The sequence below is a fragment of the Tardiphaga sp. 37S4 genome (assembly GCF_021044645.1).
GTDB lineage: Bacteria > Pseudomonadota > Alphaproteobacteria > Rhizobiales > Xanthobacteraceae > Tardiphaga > Tardiphaga robiniae.
In genome coordinates this window covers 1,644,062-1,666,456 of sequence record NZ_CP088008.1, presented here as the reverse complement: position 1 = coordinate 1,666,456, position 22,395 = coordinate 1,644,062, and the positions used below count along the sequence as shown (strand labels likewise).

The following is a 22,395-nucleotide window of genomic DNA, read 5'->3' as shown; positions in this document are numbered from 1 at the left end:
CGCTCATGGCTTCTGATCCTCCGCGTCGATGGCGGCCAGCGCGGCACGCGCGACTTCGACATCCTGCGCGCCGGTGCCCGACCCGACGCCGACCGCCCCGACACATTGGCCAGCAATCACGATCGGCAATCCGCCTTCGAGATTGGTCAGGCGGCCGCCGCCTGCGATAGCCAGCTTGATCTCGTCGGCGGGATTGAGCCGAGAGGTCGGCTGCCGATGCGATGCGGCCGTAATAGCCTTGGACATCGATGTTTCCCGCGACAGCAATTTGGCGCCGTCCATGCGGACGAAAGCCAGCAGATTGCCGCCGTCGTCGACGATCGTGACGTTCTGTGCCACGCCAAGCTCCTCCGCCTTGGCGACGGCACCCGCCAGCGCTTTGAGCGCGCCTTCATGTGTCAGCTTGAGAGAGGGTTTAGTCATCGCCATGGGACTGCTCCTGTATCGATATGCGGCTTTTGCGCTCGACATCGCTGCTCATGCGGCGGCGCCAGCCGGCAGCAGCAGGACCTTGCCGATGTTTTCATTGGCTTCCAGAATGCGGTGAGCTTGCGCTGCATCTCCGAGAGGCAACTGGCGCCAGATCAGCGGCCTCACCTCGCCGGATGCCACCAGCGGCAGCACCTCGGCACGGAGCGCGGCGGCGATTGCGGTCTTCTCCTCATCGGACTTCGGCCGCAGCGTCGACGACGTCAGATATAATCCCTTCCGCATCACCAAACCGAGATCGATCGGCACCACGCCGCCTTCCATGAAGGACAGGCTGACATGCCGTCCGCCCGGCGCCAGCGCATCGAGATTGCGCGCCACATAGGAGCCACCGACGATGTCGAGCACGACATCGACGCCGCGCCCGCTTGTGGCGTCGCGCGTTGCGACAACGAAGTCGTCGGTACGATAGTTGATGGCGACGGCGCCGAGCGCTTCCACCGCCTTCTTCTTGGCATCGCTGCCCACGGTCGCGATCGCCGTCGCACCGCGAGCGATGGCCATGCGGATCGCGATGGTGCCGACGCCACTGGCACCGCCATGCACCAACACGGTCTCACCCTTCGGCAACCGGCCGCGTTCGAACAGATTGTGCCAGACGGTGAACAGCGCTTCGGGCAATGCCGCCGCCTGCTCCATCGTCAGCCCCTCGGGCACCGCAAGACAATGCGACGCCTTGGCGATGCAATAGCGCGCGTAACCGCCGCCCTTCACCAGGGCCATCACCGCCTGCCCCAGCAACGCAGCGTCGCCTCCGACCACGCGGCCAGCGACTTCGAGCCCGAGCACGTCAGTGACACCCGGCGGCAGCGGCACGGCACCGCTCCGCTGCATCAGATCAGGGCGATTGACGCCGGCTGCTGCGACCTCGATCAACACTTCGCCAGGACCGGGCACCGGCACTGGTCGTTCGACTTGGGTCAGAACGTCAGGACCGCCTGCTTGCGTCGCGATGATCGCCTGCATAGTCGACATGATCGTCGACACTTCGTTCTTCATGATACGCGTATCCACTCTTCACTCGGCCGACGCAGCAAATCCGCCAGCCTGTCCATCATCACGTTTGCGGCTGCGAGTTCGTCGAAGCCGATCCACTCGTCGGCTTTGTGCCCCCGCGCCATATCGCCGGGTCCGCAGACCAGCGTCGGGATGCCCGCCTCTGCGTAGAGGCCGGCCTCGGTGCCAAAGGCGACTGTGGTTGCCGGTTGCGTATCGCCTGCCATTACTGCGACCAGACACGTCATGGAGGCATCGGCGGCGGTCTCAAGCCCGGGATAGGCCGACAGTTCCTCGGAGACGATGTCAGCCTCCGGTGCATTGGCGCGCAACCGATCGCGCTCGCGCGCAACCACCTCATCGACCCGCGCAAGAATCTCGCCGGCGTCACGGCCTGGCATGGTGCGGATCTCGTATTCCAGCACGGCGCGTTCCGGCACCAGATTGACCATGCTGCCGCCATGCAGCGAGCCGACGTGAATGGTCGTGTATGGCGGATCGAATGCCGCATCGCCGCCGCGCGCGACTTCCTCATCAGCGAAGCCCCGCAGCGCATGCGCGATCGCAACGCCCGCATCGACCGCATTGGCCGCACGATGCGGCATCGCCGAATGGCCGGTGCGACCGGTGACGGTCAGGCGCCGCGCGACCTTGCCCTTGTGCGCGCGAACGACGCGCATGGTGGTTGGCTCACCGACAATGGCGAGTGCCGGCGGTGCAACAGACTGCATAAGCACCCGTACGAGATCGGGCGCGCCGCGGCATCCGACTTCCTCGTCATAGGAAAACGCCAGATGCACGGGCGCGGCCGTTGCCGCCTCCTTCAACCGCGGCACGGTCGCGAGCACCACGGCCAGAAAGCCCTTCATGTCGGTGGCACCGCGACCATAGACGCGCTGATCGCGAATGACGCCGGCGAATGGCGGCACAGTCCAGGTCTGCCCTTCCACCGGCACGACGTCCGTATGCGCTGACAGGACCACGCCAGGACGATCCACGGGACCGATAGTCGCGAGCAGCGACGCCTTGCGGCCATCAGGCGACGGCACGCGCCGTGCGGGCACGCCGGACGACGCAAGTATCTTCTCGATATAGGTGATGACATCGAGGTTCGAATTCGAACTTATACTTTCAATACTGATCAGCTCGCAAAGTATTTGAGCTATTCGATCGATCATCTATACTCCAAATACTTTTACGATTGCGGGAGCATCACGATGACCTATTCCATCTCGGCACGCTGTCCGGAGACCGGCGCGTTCGGCATTGCCATTACGTCGTCCAGCATTGCCGTGCCGGCGCGTTGCGCTTGGGTGGGACCTCTGGGTCTGGTGGTGTCGCAGAATGTCACCGATCCCGCACTCGGCCCGACCGGCCTTGCACTGCTGCGTCAGGGCCTCGGCGCGGGTGCCGTCCTCAACAATCTCACGCTCGGTACGCCGCAGCCCGCATGGCGACAAGTCGGTGTGATCGATCGCTACGGCCAGGTGGCGTGGCATTCCGGCGCGCAGGCGCTGCCGATCGTCGGCATTGCGCAGGGCCATGGTTGTCTCGCGATGGGCAATCTGCTGGTCGATGAAAAAGTCCCGAGCGTGATGATCGCAAAGTTCGAAGCCACGGCCGGACAGCCGCTGGCGGAGCGATTGCTGTCGGCGCTGGAAGCCGGTCTCGACGCCGGCGGCGAGACCGACGACGAACATGCGGCGGGCCTGCATGTCGCCCACATGTTTGATTGGCCGGTAGTCGACCTGCGGGTCGACTGGCACGACGCTCCGATCGGCGAATTGCGTGCGCTGTGGGAGCGCTATCGACCGCAGCAGAAGGACTATGTCGCGCGCGCGATGAATCCGGGCGCCGCGCCGTCGTTCTAGACGCGGCCGCCTCACGCCACCTCACCTCGCGGAAATGCCACGATATCGTCGGAGCCGATGGTCAATCCGATCTCGGCTCCGACCGGACAGGACGACAGCGCTGCAATACCGGGCGAACGCAGCAGGATGCGCTCCCGCGCGCTGCCGGGCGCGTCGATATAGAGATCGACATGGCCGCCTTGAAACACCTGCGTCGTCACAGTGCCGGGCAGTGATCCCGAAGCGCCACGCGCCGTGACGGCGAGATGCTCCGGCCGCACGAAGACGTCCACGGCATCGCCGATCGAGAGCGCGGCAATCGGCGCCGCAGGAACTTCGGCGCTGATGTCGCCGACCGAGACGACAGCGACATCTTCGCGCTTCTCGACAAGACGCCCGTTGAGGATATTGGCGTCGCCGACAAAGGACGCGACGAAGCGATCCGCCGGACGGCGATAGATATCGTCGGGTGCCGCGATCTGGCGGATGCGCCCGGCCGACATCACGGCGATACGATCCGACATCGACAGCGCCTCACCCTGATCATGCGTCACGAAGATCGTGGTGACGCCGAGCTCACGCTGGATCTGCTTGAGCTCGACCTGCATCGAGCCGCGCAGATTCTTGTCGAGCGCCGAGAACGGCTCGTCGAGCAACAGCACCTTCGGCTTGATCACCAGGGCCCGCGCAAGCGCGACGCGCTGCTGCTGACCGCCTGACAGCTGTTTGGGCTTGCGATCGGAAAAGCCTGACAGCTTGACCAGCGCCAGCGCCTCGTCGACGCGGCGCGCGATCTCCTTCTTGTCGACGCCACGGGTCTTCAATCCGTAAGCCACGTTCTTGGCGACGCTCATATGCGGGAACAGCGCATAGTTCTGGAACACGATGCCGATCTCACGCATATGCGCGGGCGTCTCCGTGACCAGATCGCCGTCGATGAAGATCTCGCCATTATCGGCTTCGAGGAAGCCGGCAACCAGATTGAGCAGCGTCGTCTTTCCGCAGCCCGATGGGCCCAGCAGAGTCATGAACTCGCTCGGCCGGATCTTCAGCCAGGCCTCATGCAGCGCCATGGAATCGCCGAAGCGCTTGGTGACGCCGTCGAGCTGCACCGCCGGACGAATCTTGTCGCTCGCCGCGGCTGGCGTGTGTGCCGTCATTGGATCAGTGCGCATCAACATTCAGGATTTTCCCGAGGCCCAGGAAGGAATTGGCGATCGTGAGCAAGGTTGCGGTCACGACGATGTAGATGACCGACAGCGCGGCCAGCGTGGGGTCCGCGAATTCGCGGACATAATTATACATGGCGACCGGTAGCGTCTGCGTGGCCTGGCTGCTGACGAACAACGTCGCCGTGAATTCGTTGAAGGACAGGATCGCCGCGAACAGCCAGCCGCTGAGCAAGCCCGGAATCAGCAGCGGGATCGTCACGGTAAACAGGATCCGCAGCGGCGTGGCACCGAGACTGGACGCGGCCAGCTCCAGGCGCGTGTCGAGATTTTCCAGCGAGATGTAAGTGCTGCGCATCACGAAGGGCAACACCATCACCACATGGGCGAAGATGACGAGCGGAAAGCCGCGTCCAATCCCCGTCTGCGAGGCGAGGATGAGAATGCCAAGACCGACGGTGTAATGCGGGATGATCAGCGGAGACAGCAGAATGCCTTCAAGGAAATCCCTGAGCGCGAATTTATAGCGATGAATGGCAAAGGCAAAGGCCGATCCCACGACCACCGCGATGCTGGATGCCCAGACCGTCACCGTCAGGCCATTCCAGAACCCCTTCGCGAAATCGGCATAGGAAAACGCACGATAGAACCAGCGCAGCGACCATGACTGCGGCGGAAATTGCAGGATCGCACGATCGTTGAATGCCGAGATCGCTACGACAACGCCGGGCAACAGCACGAATAGGAGAATGGCGGCGACGAGGACGCGGCCCGACCAGCGCAGCGCGAGGGTTGCAGGTGAGCGCTTCATGTGGTGCCCGCCATACGTTCGAGCGGGCTCGCGGCTTTCTTCAGCAGCGCGATCACAGCCAACGACAATGCGAGGCCGATGATGGAGAGGCTGGCGGCAAAGGGAAAGTTGAACGACGAGAAGCCAAGCTGATAGATCAGCGTCGACACGGTGGCGACGCGGCCGCCGCCGATCAGTTGCGGCGTTGCAAAGGCGCTGAAGGTCCAGGCAAAGGCGGTTGAGAAGCCGGCAACGATGCCGGGCATCGACAGCGGCAGCGTGATGGTCATGAAGATGCGGATCGGACCCGCGCCGAGACTTTCGGCCGCCTTCTCGTAATTGCGATCGATATGCGACAGCGCCGCGGCCAGCATGATGACCATGATCGGCATGGTCACATGCACCAAGGCCGCAATCACGCCGCCCGAGGTAAACATCATCCGCAACGGGCGATCCACCAGGCCGAGCTTGAGCAGCAGCGTGTTCAGAAATCCGTTATTGCCGAGCACGATCATCCAGGAATAGGTCCGCACCACCTCGCCGAGAAACAGCGGCGTCACCGACACGATCAGGATGAAGGAGCGCAGCGCGGAGCTGTTGGTGCGCGTCAACGCATAGGCTAGCGGATAGGCAAGCAGCAGCGTGAACACCGCCGTCTCGAAACAGATCAGCACCGTATTCCAGAATGCCAGTGCGTAAAGCGGCCGCAGCATGGCTTCGAAATTGGCCCAGGTGAAGCCACCGACTTCGAGCGTGCCTGGAATATAGGCCCGCACGCTGTACTGAAACACAGCCAGCATCGCCGCGATCAGCCCCACAGCAACGAGGCCGGCCGGCGAGACAAACCATCCCAGAAATGGACGTGTGTTCATGGACAAACTCGAAGTGGGCGAACGTGACGTCATGGACCGCGATCCGGCGGTAGCAGCCGGATCGCGACTAGAACTCTTTTACGGAGCCATGATGTTCTCGGTGAACCACTTGCGCCAGGTGCCGGTCTTCTCGGCACGCAGCTTGGCGTCGATCACCAGCGTCTGCTTCGCCCATTGATCCGCGGTCGTGAACACGCCCGGCAGTGCTGCGATCTCGGGCTTGACCTTGGCGTTGTCCACCACCGGGCTGCCCTTCTTCAGTTCGGCGATCTTCGCCTGCACTTCGGGATCGAGCGCGGTGTTGATGAACTTGTAGGCCAGCTCCGCCTTGGTCGAGCCCTTGGTGATGCCCATCGTGTCGACGCCGAGCACGGCGCCTTCCTTCGGAATCGCCAGTTTGATCGGCACGCCCTGGGCCTGCATGTAATAGGCGTTCATCGACAGCACGACCTGCACCGGAGTTTCACCCGTCGCGAACAGTTGCTGGCTGTTGGCATCGTTGGTGTAGAACGCCTTGTAGTTCGGCTTCAGCGCCTTCATCTTGGCTTCGCCGACTTCCCAATTCGACGCATCGCCGCCGGACAACTTGGCCGCAACGACCATCACATGGCTCGGATCGAAATCGGGCGACGAGATCATGCCCTTGAGCGCGGGATTCCACAGGCCTTCCCAGCTTTCGAAGCTCACGCCCTTCGGCAACTGATCGGGCAGATAGCCGATGGTGTAGACATAGGCCCACGAGCCGATGTGATACGGGCTGATCTTGGCCTGTTCGACCAGATGGCTGGCGTTCGGGATCTTCGCCATGTCGAGCTTCTCGAACAGATTGTCGTTGGCATAGAGCCAGCCGACATGGGCCGTCGTGAAGGTAACGTCGCTCTCGGGCTTGGCAGCAGCGAGCTTGGCCTGATTGAGGCGGTCGATCGTGCCGCCGGTGATGTATTCGACCTTCACGCCGGTGTCGGCGGTGAATTTCTTGGCGATCGCTTCATCGATCAGATCGCGGAAACTTCCACCCCAGGTGCTGACCACCAGCTTCTCCTGGGCGGATGCCTGCCCGCCGATCGCGAGCGTCGACAGCAACATCAATGCAGTAAACTTCAAGGCGCGCTTCATCTCGAAACCTCACAAGGATTATGACCCAGAAAGAAAAGCAAGCATCGTGCCAGATGATTGATTTACCTAAAGAATTTCCGCCGGACGGGCGCGCGCATCCGCACTCATCGATCATGCGAAGGATGAAGCCGCAAACGTCCGATTGATCTCTGTAGTGCCGGCGAAAAACGCGTCGTTACGCCGGAATTTCCGCGATGATGTCGATTTCCATCAGGTATTCAGGCTTGGCGAGGCCCTGAACGATAATCCCCGTCGAAACCGGATAGACGCCCTTCAGCCATTTGCCGACGACGCGATAGACCGGCTCGCGATAGGCGCGATCGGTGATGTAGATGACGATCTTCACCACGTCCTCGAGCTTGGAGCCTGCCTCTTCAAGCAGCACCTTGGCGCATGTCATGGCATTCTCGGTCTGCACAGCGGCATCGCCGATACCGACGATCTTGCCGTCGAGATCCATGGCCGTCTGGCCGCGCACATAAACGGTGTTGTTGGCGCGCACGACCATGCAGACATCGTTGTCGAGCGACTGCTCGGGATAGGCTTCCTTGGTGTTGAACTTGCGAAAACGCTGATGGGTGGTCATGGAGCAAATCCTCAGGCGGCGAGACGACGGAATGTGCGATCGGAAAAGATCAGGGGCAGCGCAGCTTGGTTGCGAACGTTCAGCACCTCGCCCGCGACGATGCGATGCGAGCCGAAATCGAACACGCTGGCGACGCGGCAATCGAAATTGCACAGCGCGCCATCGAGCGCAGGCGCGCCGGTGAGCAGTTCTGACCAGTCACCGGCGAGAAAGCGATTGTCGCGCAGCTCAGGGATCAGTCCCGCAAAGCTGCTGGCGACACGCTCCTGCGCGTCGGACAGCACATTGGCGACGAACACGCCATTGGCGAGCAGCTTTTCGAGACCGCGATTGTCGCGGTGAACGCTGAACACCACCGACGGCGGCTCCATCGACAGCGAGCACAGCGACGACACCGTGACGCCTGCACGTCCCGCTTCGCCATCCGTTGTCACCACTGCCACGCCCGAGGCCGTCATCCGCATGGCGTCGCGGAAGATATCGACCTCGACCAAGGGATGCGCCGCTGCGCTCATGATTTCACCCCGTCGATACGGTCGGACAGCCCGGCCGACTTCTTCACGAAATCCAGCGGCCCGGCAAAGTCGAAGCTGTTATAGACCGCCGCCAGATGATTGAAGTGCGGCGCCTGTGCGAATTGCACGAAGGTCAGGCGATGACCGGCATAGTCGGAGTTCAAGAGATCGCGCGCAAAAGCGAGCAGCTTGCGGCGATCGTCGGCCTGCCACTGGTCGTTCAGGGAATAGAACTTGTTGAGCCACTTGCCTGATCCCTCGGCCTCGAACGCATCGGCATTCGGGGTGATGCAGATCTGGCCGCCGCACAGCTCGCGGGCGATATGCATCATCGCCGGAAGCTGCGAACAGGCGAACACGCGGCCGGCATAGAGCATCGACTGCTGCGGCATCAGAAGGCCGCCCGGGCTCTTCTCCGCCATGGCGATCGAGGCGGTGAGATGCGCATTAATGCCTTCGCGGTAGCAGACCAGATCGGCCAGCTTCTCACGCACCGACTGCAGCTTGTCGAGACCGGTCTGCTTGGCGTTCCACATCGCCGCGCCGATCATCATGTCGGCGGTGTAAAGGAGACGCAGCACGTAGGGGAATGCCGAGTAGCGATGCAGCGTCGAACGCACGAACTGCGCAGCGCGGGTATGGCGATAGAAGAACACGTCTTCCCACGGGATCAGCACGTCGTCGAACACCACCAGCGCCTCGACCTCATCGAAGCGATTTGCAAGCGGATAGTCCTTGGCATTGGCGCTGCTGCGATTGGCGAAGCCGCCGCGGCAGATATGTTTCACGCCCGGCGCGCCCATCTTGACGATGCAGCCCACCGCGTAGTCGGACAGCTTCTCATTGGCCCAGGCGCCGACAGTCGGCTTCAGATAGGCCTGATCGGCATAGGCCGCAGCGGTCTCGTATTTCGCTCCACGGATGATGATGCCGGCATCGGTCTCACGCGTGACGTGAACCATGAGATCCGGATCCTGCTGCTGCGGCGGCAGAGAGCGGTCACCCTTCGGATCGGTATTGGCCGAGACGTGGAAGATGTCCTTCTCGATCACGGCACGGATGTGATGATCGATATTGGCGGCGAAACGCGGATCGATCTCGGCCAGCACGTCGCGCCCGTCGGTCAGCGACCACATCTCGCCGATGGTCTCATCGCCGACGCGGGTGACCACGCCGCCGATATCCTTCATCACGTGATCGACGGCCTTGATCTTGTCGTGCCAGTCCTTCTGTTCCGTCGGCGGCTTGTAGAAGACCGAATGTGTCTCGTTGTCTTCAACGTAAGTGAGGTCGGCGGCGTAACGCTCTTCACGCGCCATGTCATACATCCGGGCCTTGACGTCGATGATCGGCTTCAGCGCCGGGTGCGTGGTCACGTCCTTGACGCGCTCGCCATCGATCCAGACCTCGCGGCCATCGCGAATGCCCTGTTTGTATTCTTCACCCGTGCGGATCATTGATCGGCTCCTGTTCGACTGGACGACAGGGTGCCGAAGGGCCTATCATAAAGAAAATATTTTTATCTTTGGAGTTGCATAGGAAAACACGATGAGGTTTTCACTCCGGGCCCTGCGTTATGTGGTTGAGACGGCCGATGCGGGCAGCGTGACAGAAGCCGCCAAGCGCCTGAACGTGTCGCAGCCCTCGATTTCGGCCGCACTCAGCCAGCTGGAGGCCGAACTCGGTGTCCAGATCTTCATTCGCCATCTCGCCAAGGGGGTAACGCTCTCCCCCGCCGGCCAGCGGTTGGTAAACGACGCGAGACTGCTGCTCGCGCATGCGCGCGATTTTGCCCAGAGCGCCCAGTCGCTTGGCAGCACCCTGCACGGCGAGATCGTGGTCGGCAGCTTCTCGACCCTCGCCACGCGCTTCATGCCAGGGCTGCTGTCCGGCTTTCGCGAGCGCCAGCCGGGCATCTCGGTAAAACTTGAGGAAGGCGACCAGCAGGAAATCATCGACGGTCTGGTCTCCGGACGGACCGAACTCGCGCTGTCCTACTCCTTCGCTGTTCCTGACGAGATCGTCGGTGAGAAATTCTGCGAGCTGCCGCCCTATATCGTGCTGTCGGCGGATCACCCTTTGGCAAACAGGTCGTCGATCAGCCTGACCGAAATGCGCGACGAGCCGTTCATCCTGCTGGATCTGCCGCATTCGCGCGACTACTTCGCCAGCCTGTTTACGGCATCCGGTATCGAGCCGCGCATTTCCTTCCGGACCCGGTCATTCGAGCTGATCCGCGGGCTGATCGGAAATGGTCAGGGATATTCGATCCACAATGCCGTACCGCGCACCACCATCGGCTATGACGGCAGCCGCGTTGCTGTGGTGCCCATCACCGAAAAGCTTCCGGCCACGCATGTGATGGCGCTGCGTCTGAAACGCCACGCGCTGCGCCCGGCGGTGCAGACATTCGCCGACTACGCGCGCGACGCCTTTGCCGTTGGCGGCCAATTCGCGCCGGGCTCAATAGCCCCGGCGCGGATCGACGCGGCTTAGCAGCTCCTGCCCGGACCGCAGCCGGCGTACATTCTCGCCGATCTGCTGTGCCGCGGAACCCGGCAGCGCCACCGATGCGAGATGCGGCGTGATCAGCACGTTGTCCATCGCCCAGAGCGGACTTTCGGGCGACAGTGGCTCGGAGGCAAACACATCCAGCGTGGCTTCCGCGATATGGCCCGAACGCAGCGCCTCGATAAGTGCCGGCTCATCGACGATGCTGCCGCGCGAAACATTGACGAAGACCGCGCCACGCTTCATCTGCGCCAGGCGCTCGACGTTCAGCAGCCCACGCGTCTGTGGCGTCTGCGGCAGCATGCAGACGAGAATGTCGCTATCGCCCAGGATATCCGGCAACGCGGACAGGCCGGCCGATGTCTCGATGCCCTCCACCGATTTCAGCGTGTTGGACCAGCCACGCACGCGATAGCCTTGCCGGGCGCATTCGAGCGCCGCTGTCAGTCCGAGTTCGCCGAGGCCGAGTACGCCGACCGTGATGGTCTCTGGATCGCGTGGATGAATATAATGCCAGCGGTGCTCACGCTGCGCCCGCTCGAACGCGGGGATGTCGCGCGCATGACGCATCACTGCGAACAACACATAGCCAGCCATCATCCGCGCCATCTTCGGATCGGACAGGCGCGTAATCGGAACCTCCGGCAGGTCGTCACGCCCGACCAGCGCGTCAACGCCGGCGCCAAGATTGACGACGAGACCAAGATTCGGATAGCGCGCAAAGAAGCCATGCGGCGGCTTCCAGACAAGTGCCTGCCGTACGCTGGCGGGGTCAGTGATATCGTCAGCCTGACGAAGATTGATCCCCTCCGCGGCCAGCGCCGCACGCCACGTTTTGAAGTCATCGAGGACGCTGTAGAACGCCATCACCTCCGATGTCATTGCGCGGCCTTTTCGGCGATCAGGCGCGATACCGCCGTCAATGCCAGCTCATAGCCCAGCGCGCCGAGCCCGGCGATGACTCCCGTTGCAGCACGCGACACATAGGAGTGATGGCGAAACGGCTCTCGCTTCCAGATATTGCTCATATGCGCCTCGATGATCGGGCCCTCGAAAGCGAGCAACGCATCGAGGATGGGTACCGACGAGTAAGTGAGACCGGCGGCATTGATGACGATCCCCTCGGCCCTCTCCCTCGCCTCCTGAATCCAGTCAACCAGAACGCCTTCGTGGTTGGATTGGCGGAAGTCGACCGTCAAGCCGAGCGAAACTGCATGGTCTTCGCAACGCTTCTTGATCGAGACGAAACTTTCGCGGCCATAGGTGCCGCTTTTGTCCAGCCCATAAAGATTGGCATTGGGACCATTGAGGAAATAGACGGTGGGAGAACTCATGGCCGCGCTTTCATGTGTCTGGAGGGCAATCGGGTATTCTTGAGAGGCAAGACCGAACCGGGAGAAAATACCAACGAACGAGCGACGTCGGGTGATCCCAGATGCTCAACCCTTCGCCAACAGGGCGCTTGCAGCTACGCATCGATGCAGCGCACCCGCAAATTGAACCTTAGAGAGACCTGCCTCATTGCAGAAATCAAAAGAACCTATGCGGTTCGACGGATTTCAGTATGGTTCAGAGGTTGCTCTTGCCGTAGGTGAAAAGCCCGGAAGCGGCGCCGTTCGTCGCCCGGTAAAAATATGCAAGCCGATCAATTGAAGAAAACCGGCCGAAAAAATCGGTCCGGATGACATGCGGTGCCCGGTCGGCATCCGGCTAGAGCGTTTTCGAGCGAACTCGGTTCTGCTTCGATCAGAACCGAAAAGGCTCTAGTGCATTGGCGCGTGTTTCAAGGAATCCCTGATTTCGCGCCAGATGTTCACACCCCAATTTCTCGCTCTTTGGGTCAACACGTTTTTCAAGATTCACTCCCGCTACTGCCCGATCTCTTTATTGCGGCGAGCAAGAGTTGTGCCAACAGCAGTACTAAGAGAGCGACGGCGGATGTAAACTAACGTGGCAGCGCGCCTCCTCCAGTGGCCTGCATTCTATTCATCATCCAGCATACCGCGGCACTGAGCGGCACCGTTCAAATTATAGCTGCTTGGCCTTTTCGATCACGCTCGTCGTCTGACTGCGCGAGGGTGGAACGCCGTTGCCATCGCCGTAAGCGGCCCCTTTGCGCGGGTCGCCGCGACGAATCTGCAAGCATCTGACCGCTCGACTGTATTTTAACCTATTCAATCTACAGTTGATCAAAGACTCGTCAGAAGTTGAGTAGTTCGGCGCGACGCCGCCAGACGGAACAAGACATGCTTGCAAATCTGAGCCTGAAGGCCCGCATTACAGCAGCACTTGCAGTGTCTGCGGCAGCAACCGCCCTCGCCGTGCTTTTCGGGGCCATGTGGATCATCGGTGGCATCGTCGATCGGGCCGATCGCAGTGAACTGCAAAGCAACTACGATGCCCTGCAGTCGCGATTGATGCAGGAATCCCGCCGGGCGGCGGCCATGAGCGCCGTGGTAGCAACCATTCCGGCGGTGCAGGACGCGGTCGCACGTAACGATCGTGACGCGCTGTTGCAGTTGTTCGGACCGGGCTTCGCCCAGCTCAAGTCGGACTACGGCGTCGACCAATTTCAGTTCCATACGCCATCGGGATTGTCCCAGTTCCGGGTGCATCAGCCTGCCAAGTTCGGCGATGATCTGACCGGCTTCCGCAAGACCGTGGTCGTGGCCAATTCGACAATGAAACCCGTTGTCGGCCTGGAAGGCGGCGTCGCCGGCCTCGGCATTCGAGGCGTCGTGCCGGTTGCACAAAAAGGCAAACATCTCGGCACTGTCGAGTTCGGGTTGACGTTCGGACAGGGCTTCTTCGACGAGTTCAAGCGCGCGCGCAGCGTCGACGTCGCGTTCTATCTCGCAGGGAATGACGGCTTCAAAACCTTCGGCGGTACGCTGGGCAGCACGAGTTTCTTCGATGCCGACGCCTATCGCAACGCCACGAACGGCAGTTTCATCGTCCGGCAGGGCGAGATGAAGACGACACCCGTGGTCGCCCTGCTGGGACCAATCAAGGACTTCTCCGGTCAATCCATCGGCGCCGTCGAGATCGTCATGGACAACAGCGAATATGCGGCGTCCATCGCGCACGCGCGTCTGCTGGCCGCCAGTATCGCAGCGATCTGTCTGGTGCTAGCTGCCGCCGGGGGCCTTCTGATTGCCCGCGGCATTTCGCGACCAATTCTTGCCATCACGCAGGCGATGCGCGAACTCGCCGAAGGAAATCTGTCGGTCGCCCTGCCGCAACATCGCGGCAAGGACGAAGTCGGCCAGATGGCGCAGGCGGTCGAGGTCTTCAAGCAGAACGCAATCCGGGTCAGTCACTTTCAGGCCGACCAGGATGCGAGCGCTGCACGCGCCGAGCAGGAAAAACGTGCGATCTTCGCCTCGCTCGCCGACAGCTTCGAGGGCAATGTCCGCAAGGTCGTCGACCACGTCTCATCGGCTGCGGCAGACATGCAGAACACGGCGCAGTCGATGTCGTCAGTGGTCGAACAGTGCCGAATCCAGTCCAACGAAGTTTCCGATGCGTCATTGTCGGCGACCGACAATGTGCAGACCGTCGCTGCAGCGTCGGAAGAGCTGTCGTCCTCGATCGGCGAGATCAACCGGCAACTGGCGCAATCTTCCGCTGCGGTCGGAAAGGCCGCCGACAGCGGACGGCGCTCCAATGCGCGCATGCAGAGTCTGGCCGCAGCGGCCCAGAAGATCGGCGAGGTCGTCGCCTTGATCAATCACATCGCCAGCCAGACCAATCTCCTGGCGCTGAATGCCACCATCGAGTCGGCGCGCGCCGGCGAGGCTGGCAAGGGATTTGCGGTCGTGGCGGGTGAAGTCAAATCGCTGGCGACCCAGACCGCCAAGGCCACCGAGGAAATCCGCGCCCAGATCGCGTCAATCCAGGGCGAGACCAACGCCGCGGTGGAGGAGATCCAGGCGGTCTGCGCCACCATCGACGAGGTCGACAAGATCTCGTCGGCTATTGCCGAAGCTATTGAAGAACAGGGTGCTGCAACCCAGGAGATTGCCCGCAATGTCAATCAAGCAGCGGCGCGTACCGACGACGTGTCTCGCAACATCTCCAGCGTGACGTCGGGCATCTCCACGACCGGCTCTGCGGCGCAGGAGGTGCTGGGCTCGGCAACAAAACTCGCATCGCAATCGGAAGTGCTGCGCAACGAAGTCGACCGCTTCCTGGCGAGCATCAGGGCCGCTTAAGAAGCGACGGCGCTTTAGCCGCCCTTCTTGCCGTCGACGGCGAACTGCTTCAGGAACGCGGTGAGATCCTTGATCTCCTGCTCGTTCTTGATGCCGGCAAAGCTCATCTTGGTGCCGGGGATCTTGCCCTTCGGGTCCTTGATATAGTCGGTGAACACCTGATCATCCCAGGTCAGGCCGGAATTCTTGTTGGCGTCGGAATAATTATAGCCCGCGACAGTGCCGGACTTGCGCCCGAATAGACCGTTCAGGATCGGCCCCACGGTGTTCTTCGCGGTCTCGCCGACCTGATGACAGGCGCGGCACTTGTTGAAGGACTTCTCCCCGGCTGCAACATCCTGCGCCATGGCATCGGTCATCATCAGTGCGAGTGACAAAGCGAGCAGCGAAAAGCGAAGCGTCATCCTGATCAAACCTCAAATGGAGTGATTGTTATGGCGTGTGCGCCATCGTGACATAGACGAGTGCCCTCGCCTGCTACTCGACCTTGGGGCCGGACTTGCCGTCAGGCGTGACGTCGATGGCCATGGCCCGCCCGGTGACCTTCGGCGCCGGCCGGCAATCTTTCATGCATGGGGTCTTGTTCCAGAACTGCTTCTCTGAGGTCTCACGATCGTCCTCAAAGAACGCCGCTGCATTCGGCATCTTGATCGACGTGAAATTCTTCTCGTTGAGTTCGAATGTCTCGTCCTTGACGATATCGTTCATGCTGAGAATGTAGGCCGTCAGCGCATAGACCTCATCATTGGTCAGCGACTGCGCATTGCCGTAGGGCATCGCGCGCTTGATATAGTCGAACACGGTGGACAGATCGGGCCAGAATGAGCCGACGGTCTTGTCCGGCCGATCCGCCTTCAACGTCCCGGCGCCGCCGGCAAGCACCGGCCATCGACCGACGCCCTGTCCGAATTCGCCGTGACAGGACGCGCACTTCTCCTGAAACAGATCGTCACCCTGCTTCACAGTGCCCTTGCCGACCGGAAGACCTCGCCCGTCCGGCCGCACGTCGGTGTCCCAGGCCGCGATTTCCTCAGCGGTGGCCGCCCGCCCCAGCCCGAGCTTCGCAGAGGGCTTGACCACGTCGCGGCCCGCCATCTGCTGGGCAGCGCTTGGCGCACTCGTGCCGCCGAGCAGACATGCCGCCAGCACCAGCGTCAGGGCATTAGCCGATTTCGACATTTTCAGTCTCCCCGCCCGAACGCACCAGCCAGGTCTGAATGCCGTTATTGTGGTAGATCGAATTGACGCCGCGCACCTTGCGCAGATCGTCCTTCGACGGCTGCACGTAGCCAGTGGAGTCGATGGCGCGAGACTGGATCATCAGCTCCTGTCCGGTCCAGTCGAAATCCACATAGAAGCGCACGACGGATTTGTCGAAGACCGGGCCGTCGATGCGCGCGGTCTGCCAGTTGCGGCCGCCATCCATCGAAACATCGACGCGCTTCACGGTGCCGCGCCCGGACCACGCGAGCCCGCTCAGCACATTGCGGCCCTTGTGCTTCAATGGCGCCTGCGGCGACGGATTGGTCACCACCGATTTCGCATCCATCACGAATGTATGCTTGCGGGAATTTCCGTCGGCCAGCAGATCCGTATATTTCGACGTCTCCTCGCGGGTCTGCCACGGCTGGTCGCCCGCCTCGATGCGGCGCAGCCACTTGACCCACAGATTGCCTTCCCAGCCGGGAATGACGGCGCGCAGCGGATAGCCCTGCTCAGGACGCAATGCCTCGCCATTCATGGCGAAGGCAATCATGACATCGTTCAGCGCCTTCTCGATCGGCAGCGAGCGGTTCATGCCAGCGGAATCGGCGCCCTCCAGCATCAACCATTTGGCATTCGGCTTCAGCCCGGCCTCATCCAGCAACACTTTCAAAGGCACGCCGGTATACATCACGTTGTGGATCATGCCGTGCGTGAACTGGCAGCCATTGAGCTGACTGCCGCGCCATTCCATGCCGGAATTGGCAGCGCATTCGAGGAAGTACACCCTGTTGATGCGCGGCATCCGCTTGATGTCGTCCATGGTGAACACCAGCGGCTTGTCGACAAGCCCGTTGATCATCAGCCGATGATCGGCAGGATTGATCTCGGCGACGCCGCCGTGATGACGCTCGAAGCACAGGCCGGACGGCGTGACGATGCCGTCGAGTTCGTGCAGCGGCGTGAAGTTGACCGACGATTCAGCAGAAGCCGTCAGCCACGGTACGTCGCGCCGGATCACATTCTTCTCGAATTTCGAGGGAACGCCGTAGGGATGTTTGTCGACGCCGTCGCCAAGATAGCGCTGCCAGTCCTGCACATCCGTAATGAGCGCTTCGGATTTTGCCGTCTCACCCGCGAGCGCCGGAATCGCCGAAAGTGCTGCACCGGCACCGGCCAGGCTTGCCGCGCCGAGAAAGCGGCGGCGATTGAGCGTTTCCGCTGATGTTCGATCAGTCATGCGACAAGCTTTCCTGTCTCTGCAATACGACGCCTGAATCAGGCCCCGGTCACCTTGACCGCGGTGTTGGGTTCGATCCTGACGGTTGAGACCTTCGCTACATGCGCCGCGACCACGTCCCAGATCGGCGGTCCCTGCGTATTCTCGTTGATGCTGGCCCAGCCCGAGACCGTGTAGGTCTTGCTGGCCTCGATCGGCTTGCCGGACTTCAGATGGGTCATCCCGGAAATGCGCGATCCCATCGGCTTGGAGATATCGATCGCGTAGCCCATGCCGCCCATGCGGACCATGTCGCCGCCACCCTGGAAGTACGGATCGGGATGGAAGATGTTGTCGGCGACATCTTCCAGCACTTCCTTGATCTGGGTGCCGGTCATCTGGTTGCGATAACAGTTCGGATAGGTGATCGCGGTGGCATTGGTGATCTGCTCCCAGGTGATCGCATCGCCGGGGATCAGCGTGCCTCCCCAGCGGAAGCCGGGCGACAGCACGATCTCCGCATCGCGCTCGGACATCATCGCGTTGCAGATCAGATCGTCGAAGGTGCCGTTGAAATTGCCGCGGCGATACAGCAGCGAATCCGTCTTGCCGATTTCCCGCGCCAGATCCCCCGCGAAAGGCGCCCTCACCTTCTCCACCAGCGCGGTCATCGCCGGATCGGGTTTGATGGCATCGGCGAACACCGGCATCAGCTTGAAGCGGATATCGGAGACCTTCTTGTCCTTCACCTCGATATCGAGGCGCGAGACGAACTTGCCGTGCGAGCCGGTGGCGACCAGCACCGTGTTGCCGACCTTGATCAGGCCGGGCATCGCGTCATGAGTATGCGCCGTCAGGATGACGTCGAGCCCCTTCACGCGGCCAGCCAGCTTGCGGTCGACATCGAAGCCGTTATGCGACAGCAAGACGACGATGGAGGCGCCGGCAGCGCGCGCTTCGTCGACCTGTTTCTGGATGTCCTCTTCGCGGATGCCGAATTCCCAGTTCGGGAACATCCAGCGCGGATTGGCGACGGCCGTGCGCGGCAATGCCTGGCCGATCACGGCGATAGTGGCGCCGCCGCGCTCGAACATCTTGCGCGCCTCGAACACCGGCTCCTGCCATTCGTTGTCGCGAATGTTCTGGGCAAGGAAGGCGAACGGCGCGCTGTCGGCGATCTGCTTGACGCGCTCGGCGCCGTAGGTGAATTCCCAGTGGCCAACCATGGCGTCGAGTTTCAGGGCCGACATGACGTCGACCATGTCCTGGGCCTTGGTCTGCAGTGACGTCCAGCTGCCCTGCCAGCTATCGCCGCCATCCAGCAGCAGCACCTTGTCATCGCCGCGCTCGGCGCGGACGGCGCCTATCAATGTCGCGATGCGGTCCATGCCGCCCATGCGGCCATAGTTTTTGGCGAGTGCGACGAAGTCATCGGCGGTCAGTGCGAAGGCGTCGGCCGAGCCGGCTGCGATCTTGAAGTAGTTGCGAAACTCTGCATCCGTGAGATGCGGCGGCATGCCCTTCACTTCGCCGACGCCGAGATTCACTGACGGTTCGCGGAAGTGCAGCGGCATTAGCTGCGCATGCGTGTCGGCGACGTAGAGGATTGTCACCGTGCCCAGCGGATCAAACCGCAGGATATCGGCCTGTGTCAGGCGCTGCTGCGCCGCCGCGCGGCCGAGCGAACCAAGGCCGCTTCCGATCGTCAGCGCAGACGCAGCCGCCGTCGCTTGCAGGAAATCCCGCCTCGATATCATGATCCACCTATGATCCCTTCCGCTATGGAAGGGTGAATGTTCAGAAGAACGTCAGATCCAGGGTCTGCAATTCCAGGATCTGCAATTCAAAGTCTGCAATCCGTCAGGCCACGGTCAGCTTGTTGGTCGCGACATAATCGGAGCCGTCGTCATCCTTCCAGGTGAAGGTGAATTCGCCGGACTCGGCAGCCTTGTAGAAAAACGACTGATAGGGATTGGCCGAGATGGCGGGATTCCAGTCGGCCTCGAACACCGTCTTGCCATTGAAGGCGGCGGTGAACTTGTTGATGATCTTGCGCGGCACGACCTTGCCGGCCGCATCCTTGCGCTGGCCGGATTCCATTTCGTGAGAGATCAGCGTCTTGATCTCGATCAGCTCGCCCGGCTTGGCCTGGGTCGGAACGCGAACGCGCGGGGTTGGTTTGGTTGCCATGAGAAAGTCCTCGCCTGATAAATCTGTTCTGTGAACGAAGCCGCGCGACTAGCCGCCGCAGCCGCCGATCGTGACTTTCACATTGGCCTTCGCCATGTGCAGCTTGCCGTTGGACATTTCGGCGATGCAGACGATGTTCTGGGTTTCCGCAAGACGCATGCGGGTCGATGCCGAGGCCTTGCCGCAAGCCGGCGTGAACCGGTAGCTGACGACGGCCGGCAGCGGATTGCCTTCGGCGAACACATGCACCGACTTGACATAGTCGGCGTCGGTCATCGGGCTTTCGACATCGACATTGACCGGGACCACAAGGCCGTTCTCGGCGATCTCGGGCACATCGAGCTTGATCTTGCCGCTCTCGAATTTCTTGTCGCCATACAGCTTCTTGATTTCGGCGGCGACCGCCTGCTCATCGGCCAGCGACAGTCTGGGAGCAAGGATTGCTGCGAGGCCGGCGATCGCGGCCATGGCCAGCGTTTCGCGACGGGTCTTCTCGACCGACTTCAAAATCATGAGTGCTTCCTCCTGCGGGATTTGAGCAATCCCTTTACAATAGTATCGCTTGACGATTCCAAGTCTGATCTATCTTATCTGGGACATATCATTATATTCTTTTTCTTGAATGTAAAGATCTGAAATGCACAAGTGCCGCACAGACGGCGATGTGGGAGGGGACAGATGAGGAAGACCGTCATTCGGTCAGCGGCAGCGGCCATTCTGGTACTCTGCGCGGGGAGCTTCGGCGTTTACGCTCAGGACGCCAGCGAGAAAGAGATCGAACGCTATCGCGAGATGATCTCGGACCCGATGTCCAATCCCGGCTATCTCGCCGTCGACCGCGGTGAAGCGCTGTGGAGCGAAGCCCGCGGCACCAAGAACGTCTCGCTCGAAACATGCAATCTCGGTCTCGGCGCCGGCAAGCTCGAAGGCGCCTTCGCGCAATTGCCGCGCTACTTCGCCGATGCCGACAAGGTCATGGATCTCGAACAGCGCCTGTTGTGGTGCATGCAGAACATTCAGGGACTTGATACCAAGGATGTCGTCGCGCGGCGCTTTTCCGGCCCGGGCCGTGCGTCCGACATGGAAGACCTCGTCGCTTACATCGCCAACAAGTCGAACGGCATGAAGATCGACATTCCGCTGAGCCATCCCAAGGAGCAGGAGATGGCGGCGGTCGGCGAAGCGCTGTTCTATCGCCGCGGCGGCGTCAATGATTTCTCCTGCGCCACCTGCCATGCCGACGAAGGCAAGCGCATCCGGCTGCAGGGATTGCCGAACTTCTCCAAGCCCGGCAAGCCGGCGCAGGAAACCATGGGCGGCTGGCCGACCTACCGCGTCTCGCAGGGCGCGCTGCGCACCATGCAGCATCGCCTGTGGGACTGTTTCCGCCAGCAGCGCTGGCCCGTGCCGGAATACGGCTCGGACGTCATAACCGCCCTCACCTCTTTCCTGCAGAAACAAGCGGTGGCCGGCGAACTCAACGTCCCATCGATCAAGCGATAAGGAGCCCGGGATGAAACGCGTTTTGACACTCGCCGCGCTCGTTCTCGCAGCAGGCTCGCTCACGACATCCGCATCGGCGCAGACCGCTGCCAAGGCGCCGGATCCGGCCCTCGTCGATGCCTATATGAAATCGACCTTCGGCAAGGCACCGCCGGAATGGCAGGCACGCATCGAGCCGGACGAGACGCTGAAGGCCTGCAACGCCTATCACAACGAGGTGCCCAGCGCGGAAGCCGACAAGATCACCGCGCGCGAACTGGCGCGGGTGGTCTATCCCGCCGACGGCAAATTTCTCGGCAACTGGAAGGAAGGCGCCAAGATCGCCAATAACGGTCGCGGCGGCCAGTTCTCGGATCCGCCTGACACCGTTGCCGGCGGCAACTGCTACGCCTGCCATCAGATGGAGCAGAAGGAAGTCAGCTACGGCACGCTCGGGCCGAGCCTGACCAATTACGGCAAGGATCGCAAATACGATCCGCAGGAAATCAAGAACGCCTTCACCAAGGTCTACGACTCGCAAGCCATGTTCGCCTGCTCGAACATGCCGCGCTTCGGCGTCAACAAGGTGCTGAGCGAACAGCAGATCAAGGATATTGTGGCTTTCCTGTTCGATCCGGAATCGCCGGTCAACAAGTAACCGAAGCTGAGAGTGCACGACATGACGATGCGAAACGCATGGATTGCCATCGTCCTGTCGATGCTCTCGTCGACGGCGGTACGGGCGGAAGAAGCCGTCGTCAGTTACAAGTCCCTCGGACTTGAGCTGGCGCTCGACGCCGCCCGTGCGGCGCTGAGCGACTGCCAGAAGCGCGGCTATCAGGTGGCGGTTGCTGTGGTCGATCGCTTTGGCACGCCGCAAGTCCTGCTGCGCGATCGCTTTGCCGGGCCGCACACGCCGCCGACCGCGACCGGCAAGGCATGGACCTCCGCGACGTTTCGCAACAGCACCACCGAACTCAATGCGATCAGCCAGCCCGGCATGATGCAGGCAGGATTACGTAACCTACCGAATGTCGTGATCATCGGTGGCGGCATGATGATCGAAGGCGGCGGTTCGATGCTAGGCGCCATCGGCGTCTCGGGAGCCCCGGGTGGCGATGCCGATGAGGCTTGCGCCAAGGCCGGCATCGCCGCGATCCAGGACAAACTGGATTTCTAGCTCGACCGCGCGC

At 61.6% G+C, this 22,395-nt stretch carries 24 protein-coding genes; 6 read left to right on the top strand and 18 right to left on the bottom strand.

Going from position 1 to position 22,395, the window contains the following annotated elements:
* Positions 1 to 3: 3 nt before the first annotated feature.
* The 3 genes from LPB73_RS08075 to argE are packed head-to-tail and all read right to left on the bottom strand — an operon-like array spanning position 4 to position 2,663.
* Positions 4 to 429 (bottom strand): GlcG/HbpS family heme-binding protein, encoded by a 426-nt coding sequence (locus tag LPB73_RS08075; RefSeq protein ID WP_231080248.1) that lies wholly within the window; start codon positions 427 to 429, stop codon positions 4 to 6.
* A gap of 48 nt (positions 430 to 477) precedes the next feature.
* Complete coding sequence (locus LPB73_RS08070; RefSeq protein ID WP_231080247.1) at positions 478 to 1,488, bottom strand: NAD(P)H-quinone oxidoreductase; 1,011 nt, start codon at positions 1,486 to 1,488, stop codon at positions 478 to 480.
* Positions 1,485 to 2,663 carry an acetylornithine deacetylase gene (gene argE / locus LPB73_RS08065; RefSeq protein WP_231080246.1) on the bottom strand — a complete coding sequence of 393 codons (1,179 nt, stop codon included), beginning with the start codon at positions 2,661 to 2,663 and terminating at the stop codon, positions 1,485 to 1,487. Before argE ends, LPB73_RS08070 begins: the two co-directional genes overlap by 4 nt.
* Before the next feature lie 39 nt (positions 2,664 to 2,702).
* Here argE and LPB73_RS08060 point away from each other — a divergent pair, with 39 nt between their 5' ends.
* Entirely contained in the window at positions 2,703 to 3,356 is a 654-nt protein-coding gene (locus LPB73_RS08060; RefSeq protein WP_231080245.1) for a DUF1028 domain-containing protein, read from the top strand.
* Positions 3,357 to 3,367: 11 nt separating this feature from the next.
* Here the strand turns inward: LPB73_RS08060 and LPB73_RS08055 are convergent, their stop codons facing one another.
* The 7 genes from LPB73_RS08055 to LPB73_RS08025 all read right to left on the bottom strand — a co-directional run bounded on the left by LPB73_RS08055 (position 3,368) and on the right by LPB73_RS08025 (position 9,840).
* On the bottom strand, positions 3,368 to 4,516 hold the full coding sequence (locus LPB73_RS08055) for an ABC transporter ATP-binding protein (protein ID WP_231080244.1): 1,149 nt from the start codon (positions 4,514 to 4,516) through the stop codon (positions 3,368 to 3,370).
* Positions 4,500 to 5,315 (bottom strand): ABC transporter permease, encoded by an 816-nt coding sequence (locus LPB73_RS08050; protein WP_089264767.1) that lies wholly within the window; start codon positions 5,313 to 5,315, stop codon positions 4,500 to 4,502. Before LPB73_RS08050 ends, LPB73_RS08055 begins: the two co-directional genes overlap by 17 nt.
* A complete protein-coding gene (locus LPB73_RS08045; RefSeq protein WP_093762116.1) occupies positions 5,312 to 6,166 on the bottom strand; it encodes an ABC transporter permease in 855 nt (284 codons plus the stop codon). The genes LPB73_RS08050 and LPB73_RS08045 overlap by 4 nt, the downstream gene beginning before the upstream one ends.
* A gap of 78 nt (positions 6,167 to 6,244) precedes the next feature.
* Entirely contained in the window at positions 6,245 to 7,282 is a 1,038-nt protein-coding gene (locus LPB73_RS08040; RefSeq protein ID WP_116661736.1) for an ABC transporter substrate-binding protein, read from the bottom strand.
* A 175-nt stretch (positions 7,283 to 7,457) separates the two neighbouring features.
* The gene (locus tag LPB73_RS08035; RefSeq protein WP_231080243.1) at positions 7,458 to 7,868 is read right to left on the bottom strand and encodes a RidA family protein; all 411 of its coding nucleotides are present in this window, start codon (positions 7,866 to 7,868) and stop codon (positions 7,458 to 7,460) included.
* A gap of 11 nt (positions 7,869 to 7,879) precedes the next feature.
* Positions 7,880 to 8,383, bottom strand: a complete 504-nt coding sequence (locus LPB73_RS08030; protein WP_231080242.1) for a flavin reductase family protein — start codon at positions 8,381 to 8,383, stop codon at positions 7,880 to 7,882.
* Complete coding sequence (locus LPB73_RS08025) at positions 8,380 to 9,840, bottom strand: 4-hydroxyphenylacetate 3-hydroxylase family protein (protein ID WP_089264772.1); 1,461 nt, start codon at positions 9,838 to 9,840, stop codon at positions 8,380 to 8,382. The genes LPB73_RS08030 and LPB73_RS08025 overlap by 4 nt, the downstream gene beginning before the upstream one ends.
* A 91-nt stretch (positions 9,841 to 9,931) precedes the next feature.
* Between LPB73_RS08025 and LPB73_RS08020 the strand changes: the two genes are divergently transcribed.
* Positions 9,932 to 10,879, top strand: coding sequence for a LysR family transcriptional regulator (locus LPB73_RS08020; RefSeq protein ID WP_068732018.1), 948 nt, complete (start codon positions 9,932 to 9,934; stop codon positions 10,877 to 10,879).
* On the opposite strand, the gene LPB73_RS08015 is transcribed toward LPB73_RS08020, so the two are convergent.
* Entirely contained in the window at positions 10,847 to 11,776 is a 930-nt protein-coding gene (locus tag LPB73_RS08015) for a 2-hydroxyacid dehydrogenase (RefSeq protein WP_231080241.1), read from the bottom strand. The genes LPB73_RS08020 and LPB73_RS08015 overlap by 33 nt on opposite strands.
* Positions 11,773 to 12,228: a type II 3-dehydroquinate dehydratase gene (locus tag LPB73_RS08010; protein ID WP_089264774.1), complete on the bottom strand. Its 456-nt coding sequence runs from the start codon at positions 12,226 to 12,228 to the stop codon at positions 11,773 to 11,775. Before LPB73_RS08010 ends, LPB73_RS08015 begins: the two co-directional genes overlap by 4 nt.
* 912 nt (positions 12,229 to 13,140) lie before the next feature.
* Between LPB73_RS08010 and LPB73_RS08005 the strand changes: the two genes are divergently transcribed.
* Entirely contained in the window at positions 13,141 to 15,108 is a 1,968-nt protein-coding gene (locus tag LPB73_RS08005; RefSeq protein WP_231080240.1) for a methyl-accepting chemotaxis protein, read from the top strand.
* A 14-nt stretch (positions 15,109 to 15,122) separates the two neighbouring features.
* Here LPB73_RS08005 and LPB73_RS08000 read toward each other — a convergent pair whose 3' ends face one another.
* From LPB73_RS08000 to soxY, 6 genes are all read right to left on the bottom strand, one after another.
* The gene (locus LPB73_RS08000) at positions 15,123 to 15,512 is read right to left on the bottom strand and encodes a c-type cytochrome (protein ID WP_231080239.1); all 390 of its coding nucleotides are present in this window, start codon (positions 15,510 to 15,512) and stop codon (positions 15,123 to 15,125) included.
* Positions 15,513 to 15,585: 73 nt separating this feature from the next.
* A complete protein-coding gene (locus LPB73_RS07995; protein ID WP_231080238.1) occupies positions 15,586 to 16,287 on the bottom strand; it encodes a c-type cytochrome in 702 nt (233 codons plus the stop codon).
* On the bottom strand, positions 16,271 to 17,551 hold the full coding sequence (soxC, locus tag LPB73_RS07990; protein ID WP_231080237.1) for a sulfite dehydrogenase: 1,281 nt from the start codon (positions 17,549 to 17,551) through the stop codon (positions 16,271 to 16,273). The genes LPB73_RS07995 and soxC overlap by 17 nt, the downstream gene beginning before the upstream one ends.
* Positions 17,552 to 17,589: 38 nt before the next feature.
* On the bottom strand, positions 17,590 to 19,287 hold the full coding sequence (soxB, locus tag LPB73_RS07985; protein ID WP_231080236.1) for a thiosulfohydrolase SoxB: 1,698 nt from the start codon (positions 19,285 to 19,287) through the stop codon (positions 17,590 to 17,592).
* Between the two features lie 103 nt (positions 19,288 to 19,390).
* A complete protein-coding gene (soxZ, locus tag LPB73_RS07980; protein WP_089264796.1) occupies positions 19,391 to 19,720 on the bottom strand; it encodes a thiosulfate oxidation carrier complex protein SoxZ in 330 nt (109 codons plus the stop codon).
* A gap of 48 nt (positions 19,721 to 19,768) precedes the next feature.
* Positions 19,769 to 20,233, bottom strand: coding sequence for a thiosulfate oxidation carrier protein SoxY (gene soxY / locus LPB73_RS07975; RefSeq protein WP_231080235.1), 465 nt, complete (start codon positions 20,231 to 20,233; stop codon positions 19,769 to 19,771).
* Positions 20,234 to 20,398: 165 nt separating this feature from the next.
* Between soxY and soxA the strand changes: the two genes are divergently transcribed.
* Genes soxA through LPB73_RS07960 form a run of 3 tightly spaced genes read left to right on the top strand, consistent with a single transcriptional unit; the run spans position 20,399 to position 22,382 of the window.
* Positions 20,399 to 21,223, top strand: a complete 825-nt coding sequence (gene soxA, locus LPB73_RS07970; protein ID WP_231080234.1) for a sulfur oxidation c-type cytochrome SoxA — start codon at positions 20,399 to 20,401, stop codon at positions 21,221 to 21,223.
* 10 nt (positions 21,224 to 21,233) lie between these two features.
* Positions 21,234 to 21,860 (top strand): sulfur oxidation c-type cytochrome SoxX, encoded by a 627-nt coding sequence (gene soxX, locus LPB73_RS07965; RefSeq protein ID WP_231080233.1) that lies wholly within the window; start codon positions 21,234 to 21,236, stop codon positions 21,858 to 21,860.
* A 21-nt stretch (positions 21,861 to 21,881) separates the two neighbouring features.
* Positions 21,882 to 22,382, top strand: a complete 501-nt coding sequence (locus tag LPB73_RS07960; RefSeq protein ID WP_231080232.1) for a GlcG/HbpS family heme-binding protein — start codon at positions 21,882 to 21,884, stop codon at positions 22,380 to 22,382.
* Positions 22,383 to 22,395 lie beyond the last annotated feature (13 nt).

Coding starts and splice junctions, on each gene's coding strand:
- LPB73_RS08075 (WP_231080248.1), bottom strand. CDS start 429: ATGGCGATGACTAAACCCTCTCTCAAGCTGACACATGAAGGCGCGCTC.
- LPB73_RS08070 (WP_231080247.1), bottom strand. CDS start 1,488: ATGAAGAACGAAGTGTCGACGATCATGTCGACTATGCAGGCGATCATC.
- argE (WP_231080246.1), bottom strand. CDS start 2,663: ATGATCGATCGAATAGCTCAAATACTTTGCGAGCTGATCAGTATTGAA.
- LPB73_RS08060 (WP_231080245.1), top strand. CDS start 2,703: ATGACCTATTCCATCTCGGCACGCTGTCCGGAGACCGGCGCGTTCGGC.
- LPB73_RS08055 (WP_231080244.1), bottom strand. CDS start 4,516: ATGTTGATGCGCACTGATCCAATGACGGCACACACGCCAGCCGCGGCG.
- LPB73_RS08050 (WP_089264767.1), bottom strand. CDS start 5,315: ATGAAGCGCTCACCTGCAACCCTCGCGCTGCGCTGGTCGGGCCGCGTC.
- LPB73_RS08045 (WP_093762116.1), bottom strand. CDS start 6,166: ATGAACACACGTCCATTTCTGGGATGGTTTGTCTCGCCGGCCGGCCTC.
- LPB73_RS08040 (WP_116661736.1), bottom strand. CDS start 7,282: ATGAAGCGCGCCTTGAAGTTTACTGCATTGATGTTGCTGTCGACGCTC.
- LPB73_RS08035 (WP_231080243.1), bottom strand. CDS start 7,868: ATGACCACCCATCAGCGTTTTCGCAAGTTCAACACCAAGGAAGCCTAT.
- LPB73_RS08030 (WP_231080242.1), bottom strand. CDS start 8,383: ATGAGCGCAGCGGCGCATCCCTTGGTCGAGGTCGATATCTTCCGCGAC.
- LPB73_RS08025 (WP_089264772.1), bottom strand. CDS start 9,840: ATGATCCGCACGGGTGAAGAATACAAACAGGGCATTCGCGATGGCCGC.
- LPB73_RS08020 (WP_068732018.1), top strand. CDS start 9,932: ATGAGGTTTTCACTCCGGGCCCTGCGTTATGTGGTTGAGACGGCCGAT.
- LPB73_RS08015 (WP_231080241.1), bottom strand. CDS start 11,776: ATGACATCGGAGGTGATGGCGTTCTACAGCGTCCTCGATGACTTCAAA.
- LPB73_RS08010 (WP_089264774.1), bottom strand. CDS start 12,228: ATGAGTTCTCCCACCGTCTATTTCCTCAATGGTCCCAATGCCAATCTT.
- LPB73_RS08005 (WP_231080240.1), top strand. CDS start 13,141: ATGCTTGCAAATCTGAGCCTGAAGGCCCGCATTACAGCAGCACTTGCA.
- LPB73_RS08000 (WP_231080239.1), bottom strand. CDS start 15,512: ATGACGCTTCGCTTTTCGCTGCTCGCTTTGTCACTCGCACTGATGATG.
- LPB73_RS07995 (WP_231080238.1), bottom strand. CDS start 16,287: ATGTCGAAATCGGCTAATGCCCTGACGCTGGTGCTGGCGGCATGTCTG.
- soxC (WP_231080237.1), bottom strand. CDS start 17,551: ATGACTGATCGAACATCAGCGGAAACGCTCAATCGCCGCCGCTTTCTC.
- soxB (WP_231080236.1), bottom strand. CDS start 19,287: ATGATATCGAGGCGGGATTTCCTGCAAGCGACGGCGGCTGCGTCTGCG.
- soxZ (WP_089264796.1), bottom strand. CDS start 19,720: ATGGCAACCAAACCAACCCCGCGCGTTCGCGTTCCGACCCAGGCCAAG.
- soxY (WP_231080235.1), bottom strand. CDS start 20,233: ATGATTTTGAAGTCGGTCGAGAAGACCCGTCGCGAAACGCTGGCCATG.
- soxA (WP_231080234.1), top strand. CDS start 20,399: ATGAGGAAGACCGTCATTCGGTCAGCGGCAGCGGCCATTCTGGTACTC.
- soxX (WP_231080233.1), top strand. CDS start 21,234: ATGAAACGCGTTTTGACACTCGCCGCGCTCGTTCTCGCAGCAGGCTCG.
- LPB73_RS07960 (WP_231080232.1), top strand. CDS start 21,882: ATGACGATGCGAAACGCATGGATTGCCATCGTCCTGTCGATGCTCTCG.